The following is a 6,050-nucleotide window of genomic DNA, read 5'->3' as shown; positions in this document are numbered from 1 at the left end:
CAAACACCTTTGCGCAAGGTCTTCGAAAACGGTGCCTTCTTCGAAACCGGGCCTTGCGGATGGTCTTGGGAGCAATCCGGTTCAGAAAGTAGCCTTTCTCCGAAAGTCATTCTCCGGGAGGCATGAAGAGCACGCCCGACCGAAACAGGTACGCTTCCACGCCTTACGATACTGAGGGGGTTCAGGACACCGCCTGACCGAACCGGCCGAGACCTCACAGGGATCAGGACAGATGCCCCTGCCCCGCGCTGCCATGACTATAAGAGCATCGGGACCGTAAGAGCATCGGGACCGTAAGAGCATCGTGACCATAAGAGCATCAGGCCCGCCACCCCCGGCTTGCAACCCGGCTCAACCAGCCGACACAACAGCCACCATACGCACGGCCCGAAAAGCGAAGGGAGTGCAGAGGGTCAAGACCCTCTGCAAAAAACAAAATAAATCAAAGCGTCAGCAGAGGAACCTCACGCAGCGCGAAGACCCGGGGCACAGCCCCGATGCCCAGCCCTTACCCCAAAGGCTGGCCACCCATGAGCAGTTTGGCCTCGTCGATGCCCGGCAGGGAACGCAGCGCGGCGCACAGGTTGGGATCGACGCGGTAGCGCTCCGGCAGCATGACTTCCGCCGCCCGCTCGCCGCCCTTGAGCATGAGGTGCAGTTTCACCCGTCCGCGCCCGCCCTTTGAACGTTCCAGCAAGCCAGCCATCTGCGGGAACGGATCGCGGGAGCGCACGAACACGGTGACTTCCGCCTGTGTGCGGTCAGCGAGCTGCTCCAGCGGCGTCACGCCCCGCACGGTGACGCGGGGCGCCTCATCCCCTTCCCGCCACATCAGTTCGGCGGCGATGAGCACGAGGTCGCCCGCGCTGGCGGCGCGCTCGATCGCCCCTTGCGCCTCTTCATCGAAGCACATGCTCATGTACTGGCCGGACTGGTCGCTGATATCGACCATCAGGTAGCGGTTGCCCTGCTTGCCGTCGCGCGGGGGCGGCTGACGCCAGCGGCAGGATTCGATCATGCCCGCCAGCGTTGCGGGCATGCGGTTGCCAGTGGTCGGCGGCTCCGAGTTGATCGCCTCGGCATAGGTGATGACGTTGTTCGCCCGCAGCACGTGGGTATAGGCGTCCAGCGGGTGGGCGGAGAAGTAGAAGCCGAAGGCGTCCCGCTCCTTGTCCATCAGCGTGCCCAGCGGCCACGGCTCGACACGGGGCAGCTGCAGCGCCTGCGCCTCGACGCCGGTCGCCTCGCCGAACAGGCTGACCTGCGCGCTCGCCCGCGCCTCGGCGGCGGCCTGGGCGTAGTTCAGCACGGCCTCGATGCCGGCATGGGCGGCCGCGCGGTTGGGCTCCAGCCCGTCGAACGCGCCGCCCGCCGCCAGGCCTTCCAGCTGCTTCTTGTTGACGAGGCGCGGGTCGATGCGGTCCGCGAAGTCCGAGAGGGACTTGTACGGCCCGTTGGCCTTGCGCTCGTCCACCAGCCCTTCCATCGCCTTCTCGCCCACGCCCTTGAGCGCGGCGAGCGCGTAGCGAACGGCATAGGTCTGGCCGGACGGGCTCGGCTCCGGCAGTGCCTCCACCGCGAACTCGGCGTCCGAATGGTTCACGTCCGGCGGCAACACCGGCATCTGGAGCCGCTTCATGTCCTCGACGAAGATGCTCAGCTTGTCCGTCAAATGCATATCGTAACACATTGACGCAGCGAAGAATTCGACCGGATAATTCGCCTTCAGGTAAGCGGTGTGGTAGGCGACCAGCGCATAGGCTGCCGCGTGGGACTTGTTGAAGCCGTAGCCCGCGAACTTGGCCACCAGTTCGAAGATCTGGTCCGCCTTGTCGAGATCGACGCCCTTCTCCCTGGCACCCTGAAGGAAGCGGGCCTTCTGGGCGTCCATCTCCTCCTTCTTCTTCTTGCCCATGGCGCGGCGCAGCAGGTCTGCCTCGCCAAGGCTGTACCCGGCCAGGATCTGGGCGATCTGCATCACCTGTTCCTGGTAGATGATGACGCCGTAGGTCTCGGCCAGCACCTCTTCCAGCCACGGGTGCAGGTAGTCCGGCTCCTCCAGTCCGTGCTTGCGGTTGGCGTAGGTCGGGATGTTGTCCATCGGGCCCGGGCGATAGAGCGCCACGAGCGCGATGATGTCCTCGAACTTGTCCGGCTTCACCATGGCCAGCGTGCGGCGCATACCCTCGGATTCCAGCTGGAACACGCCGACGGTGTCGCCCCGCGCCAGCAGCTGGAAGGCTGCCGGGTCGTCCCACGGCACGGAGGACAGGTCGAGGTCGATGCCGCGCAGCTTCAGGAAGTCCACCGCCTTCTGCAGCACCGACAGGGTCTTGAGGCCGAGGAAGTCGAACTTCACCAGCCCCGCCTTCTCCACCCACTTCATGTCGAACTGGGTCACGGGCATGTCTGAGCGCGGATCGCGGTAGAGCGGCACCAGCTGGTCGAGCGGGCGGTCGCCGATCACCACGCCGGCCGCGTGCGTGGAGGTGTGGCGGTACATGCCCTCCAGCTTGAGCGCGATATCGAACAGGCGGTCCGCGCCCTTCTCCGAGTAGCGCTTCTTGCGCAGCTCCGGCACCTCGTCCAGTGCCTGCACCAGCGTCTTGGGGTCGGCCGGGTTGTTGGGGATCAGCTTGGAGATGCCGTCCACCTGCCCGTAGGACATCTGGAGCACGCGGCCCACGTCCTTCACCACCGCGCGCGCCTTCAGCTTACCGAAGGTGATGATCTGCGCCACCTGATCGCGACCGTACTTCTCCTGCACGTAGCGGATCACCTCGCCGCGCCGGGTTTCGCAGAAGTCGATGTCGAAGTCCGGCATCGAGACGCGCTCGGGGTTGAGGAAGCGCTCGAACAGCAGGCCCAGCCGCAGCGGGTCCAGATCGGTGATCGACAGTGCCCATGCCACCAGCGAGCCCGCGCCTGAACCACGGCCCGGCCCCACCGGGATGCCGTTGTCCTTCGCCCACTGGATGAAGTCGGACACGATGAGGAAATAGCCGGGAAAGCCCATCTGGTTGATGATGCCCAGCTCGTATTCCAGCCGCTCCTTGTAGGGCTTCGCCTTGGCCTCGCGGGCCTCGGCATCGTCCTCCGGCTTGTAGACGTGCTTCTCCAGCCGCCCGGCCAGGCCCTGCCGCGCCCGCTCCGACACCACCTCGGCCTCCGACATGCCGGGGGCATAGTTGGGCAGGATCGGCTTGCGCGACGGCGCCGCCACGGCGCAGCGCCGGGCGATGACGGTGGTGTTCGCCAGCGCCTCGGGCACGTCCTGGAACAGCTTTTCCATCTGCCGGGGCGATTTGAACCACGTCTCCGGGTTGGAACGGCGGCGGTTGGGCTCGTCCACGTAGGTGCTGTCCGCAATGCACAGCATGGCATCGTGGGCGGCATGGAAATCGTATGCCTCGTAGAGCACCGGGTTGGTGGCGACGAGCGGCACGTCCCGCCGGTGGGCGAGCTCGATGAGCAGCGGCTCCACTTTTGCCTCGGCCGCATCGCCAACGCGGGTCAGCTCCATGTAGAGCCGGCCCGGGAACAGCCCCTCGAGGCGCGCCAGATAGTCCTCGGCGGCCCGCTGCTGATCCTCGTCCAGCAGCCGGGCGATCGCACCCTCATAGCCTGCGGTCAGCGCGATCAGGCCTTCGGTCATGCCCTCCAGCGCGTCCAGCGTCACGTGCGGCGGCTCTGCTCCCTCGACGCCAAGGTGCGCCGTCGAGACCAGCCGGATGAGGTTGGCATAGCCCGTCTCGTTCTGCGCCAGCAGCACCAGGCTGTCATACGCCGCCTTCGGCCCGGAGAAGCTGCTGACCTGCGCGCCTTCCACCTGCGGGCGCTTCACGCACAGCAGGCTGCCGATGATGGGCTGCACGCCCGCATCCAGCAGGTAGTCCGAGAACTCCATCGCGCCGAACAGCACGTTGCGGTCCGTCAGCGCCGCTGCAGGCATGTGATGCTTCACGCACAGCTTGGCGATGTCCTTCGGATGCATCGACCCTTCCAGCATGGAATAGGCGGACTGCACCCGCAGATGGACAAACCGGGTGGACGTGCTGCTGCTCATGCTCGAGTCAAAACCGCTGAAAACCGTTGGCGAAACAGACATTGCAAGAGCGGACGGCATGCCGCGCGGCATCCCGCCCTCGCGCGATGCCGCGGCTTCCGCTCTCACGACTCCCTCTGTAGCGCGTCCGGCCCCGGAAGGGTAGCGCCAGCCACGCCCCGCCTGCCGCAAAGCGGCTGCACTCCCTGCATTGCGCGGAACTGCTCGGTGGAACCCCACGCGCACCTCTCCCCGCCCGGCCAGCAGCAGGGCCAGGAGGCAGAAGAGGAGGAAGGGGAGCAGCATCGTCATATCCGAAATATATGCCTTTCCGACTACTGTCTTCAAGAACAAAAATCGAACATACGAGCATAAGACGCGCCCCGGCCCGCCGGCTGCACCCCGCCACCGATTGCCCTTCCCCACCCGCCCGGCTACAACCGGGCCAGTTCTTCAGCCCCTCCGTCCAGAGTGCGTTGCGCCCCCATGACCTCTTCAAAAGCTCCCTCTCCAGCTTCTCCCGCCTCAGGCGGCCCCGCTTCCGCCCGGCCGAAGGTCGAGCCCTTCCACGCCATCAACATCTCGCGTCTTGCCCATCAGCTGAAGGCGCAGGGCAGCTCCATCATCCACATGGAGTTCGGCCAGCCGTCCACCGGCGCGCCCCAGCCCGCCATCGCCCGCGCGCACGAGGTGCTGGACGCCGATCCCATGGGCTACTGGGAGAGCGTGCCGCTGAAGGAGGCGCTCGCCGCGCGCTATCAGTCCGCCTACGGCGTCACCGTCTCGCCCGGCCGCATCATCCCGGCCTTCGGGGCCAGCGGCGCGCTGGTGCTGGCCTTCACCACCCTGTTCCGCCCCGGCGACCGCGTCGCCATGGCCCGGCCCGGCTACCCGGCCTACCGCAACACCCTGACCGCCATGCACCTTGAGCCGGTGGAGATCCCCTGCGGGGCGGATACCCGCTACCAGATCACCGCCGCCCACATCGAGGCGCTGGACCCGGCCCCGGCGGGCGTCATCGTGGCGAGCCCGGCCAACCCCACCGGCACCATGCTCTCGCCCGAGGAACTGGCCGCCATTGCCGAGGTGTGCACGCGGCGCGGCATCCGCCTGATTTCCGACGAGATCTACCACGGCCTCTGCTATGCCGCCGAACCGGCCACCGCGCTGGCGTTCTCTGAAGACGTCGTCGTCGTCAACAGCTTCTCGAAATACTTCTCCATGGCGGGCTGGCGGCTCGGCTGGCTGGTGGTGCCGGAGGCCGAGGCCGAGCACTTCTCCACCGTCACCGGCAACATGTTCCTCACCCCGCCCAGCCTTGCCCAGCATGCGGCACTCGCCGCGCTCGAGGCCGATGACGAGCTGCAACGCCACGTTGACGTCTACCGCGCCAACCGGGCCCTCCTGCTGGAGCGGCTGCCCAGGATGGGGATCGAGCGCATCGCCCCGCCGGACGGCGCCTTCTACGTCTATGCCGACATCGGCCACCTCACCAACGACAGTCTGGAATTCTGCCGCCGTCTGGTTCAGGAGACCGGCGTTGCGCTGGCCCCCGGCATCGATTTCGACCCCGTCGAAGGCAACCGGTTCCTGCGCTTCTCCTTCGCCGTCTCCACACCGCTGGTGGAAGAAGCGCTCCAGCGCCTGGAGGGCTGGCTGAAGGGCTGACACGGCGCGTGCGCCCGGCTGGCCGGGCGCACGCCCTATCACAGGCCTTCCTGCAACGGTCCGTCGCCCGAACCCGCTCCGCTCGTCCTGCTGTCCGGAACAATCCGGCCCGTCATTTCATTGTTCTGTTTGCATCGACCAAATGAAAAGGAGGCTTCGATGGCACAGAACAGGAACCAGGGTGGTGGCGGCAAGATGAGCCGCGAGGAAGCCGGTCGCAAGGGCGGCGAAGCGGTCAGCCAGGACCGTGAACACATGAGCGAGATCGGCCGCAAGGGCGGCCAGCAGTCGCAGTCCAGCCAGCGCGGCGGCCAGCAGGGCGGCCAGGGCGGCGGCA

2 protein-coding genes are annotated in these 6,050 nt (G+C 66.7%); one reads left to right on the top strand and one right to left on the bottom strand.

What is annotated here, in order from left to right; all coding sequences use genetic code 11:
* Positions 1-508: 508 nt before the first annotated feature.
* Positions 509-4,066, bottom strand: a complete 3,558-nt coding sequence (gene dnaE / locus VIG90_RS05380) for a DNA polymerase III subunit alpha (RefSeq protein WP_331592434.1) — start codon at positions 4,064-4,066, stop codon at positions 509-511.
* A 465-nt stretch (positions 4,067-4,531) separates the two neighbouring features.
* Between dnaE and VIG90_RS05375 the strand changes: the two genes are divergently transcribed.
* Positions 4,532-5,713: a pyridoxal phosphate-dependent aminotransferase gene (locus VIG90_RS05375; RefSeq protein WP_331592433.1), complete on the top strand. Its 1,182-nt coding sequence runs from the start codon at positions 4,532-4,534 to the stop codon at positions 5,711-5,713.
* Positions 5,714-6,050 lie beyond the last annotated feature (337 nt).

Source organism: Pedomonas sp., from assembly GCF_036515995.1.
In the GTDB taxonomy this organism is placed as follows: Bacteria; Pseudomonadota; Alphaproteobacteria; order Sphingomonadales; family Sphingomonadaceae; genus Pedomonas.
The sequence above is the reverse complement of the archived record's forward strand: the minus strand, read 5'-3'. Positions and strand labels throughout refer to the sequence as shown.

What these genes read in the sequence shown, in the direction of transcription:
- VIG90_RS05375 (WP_331592433.1), top strand. Translation starts at nt 4,532, where the DNA reads ATGACCTCTTCAAAAGCTCCCTCTCCAGCTTCTCCCGCCTCAGGCGGC.
- dnaE (WP_331592434.1), bottom strand. Translation starts at nt 4,066, where the DNA reads ATGAGCAGCAGCACGTCCACCCGGTTTGTCCATCTGCGGGTGCAGTCC.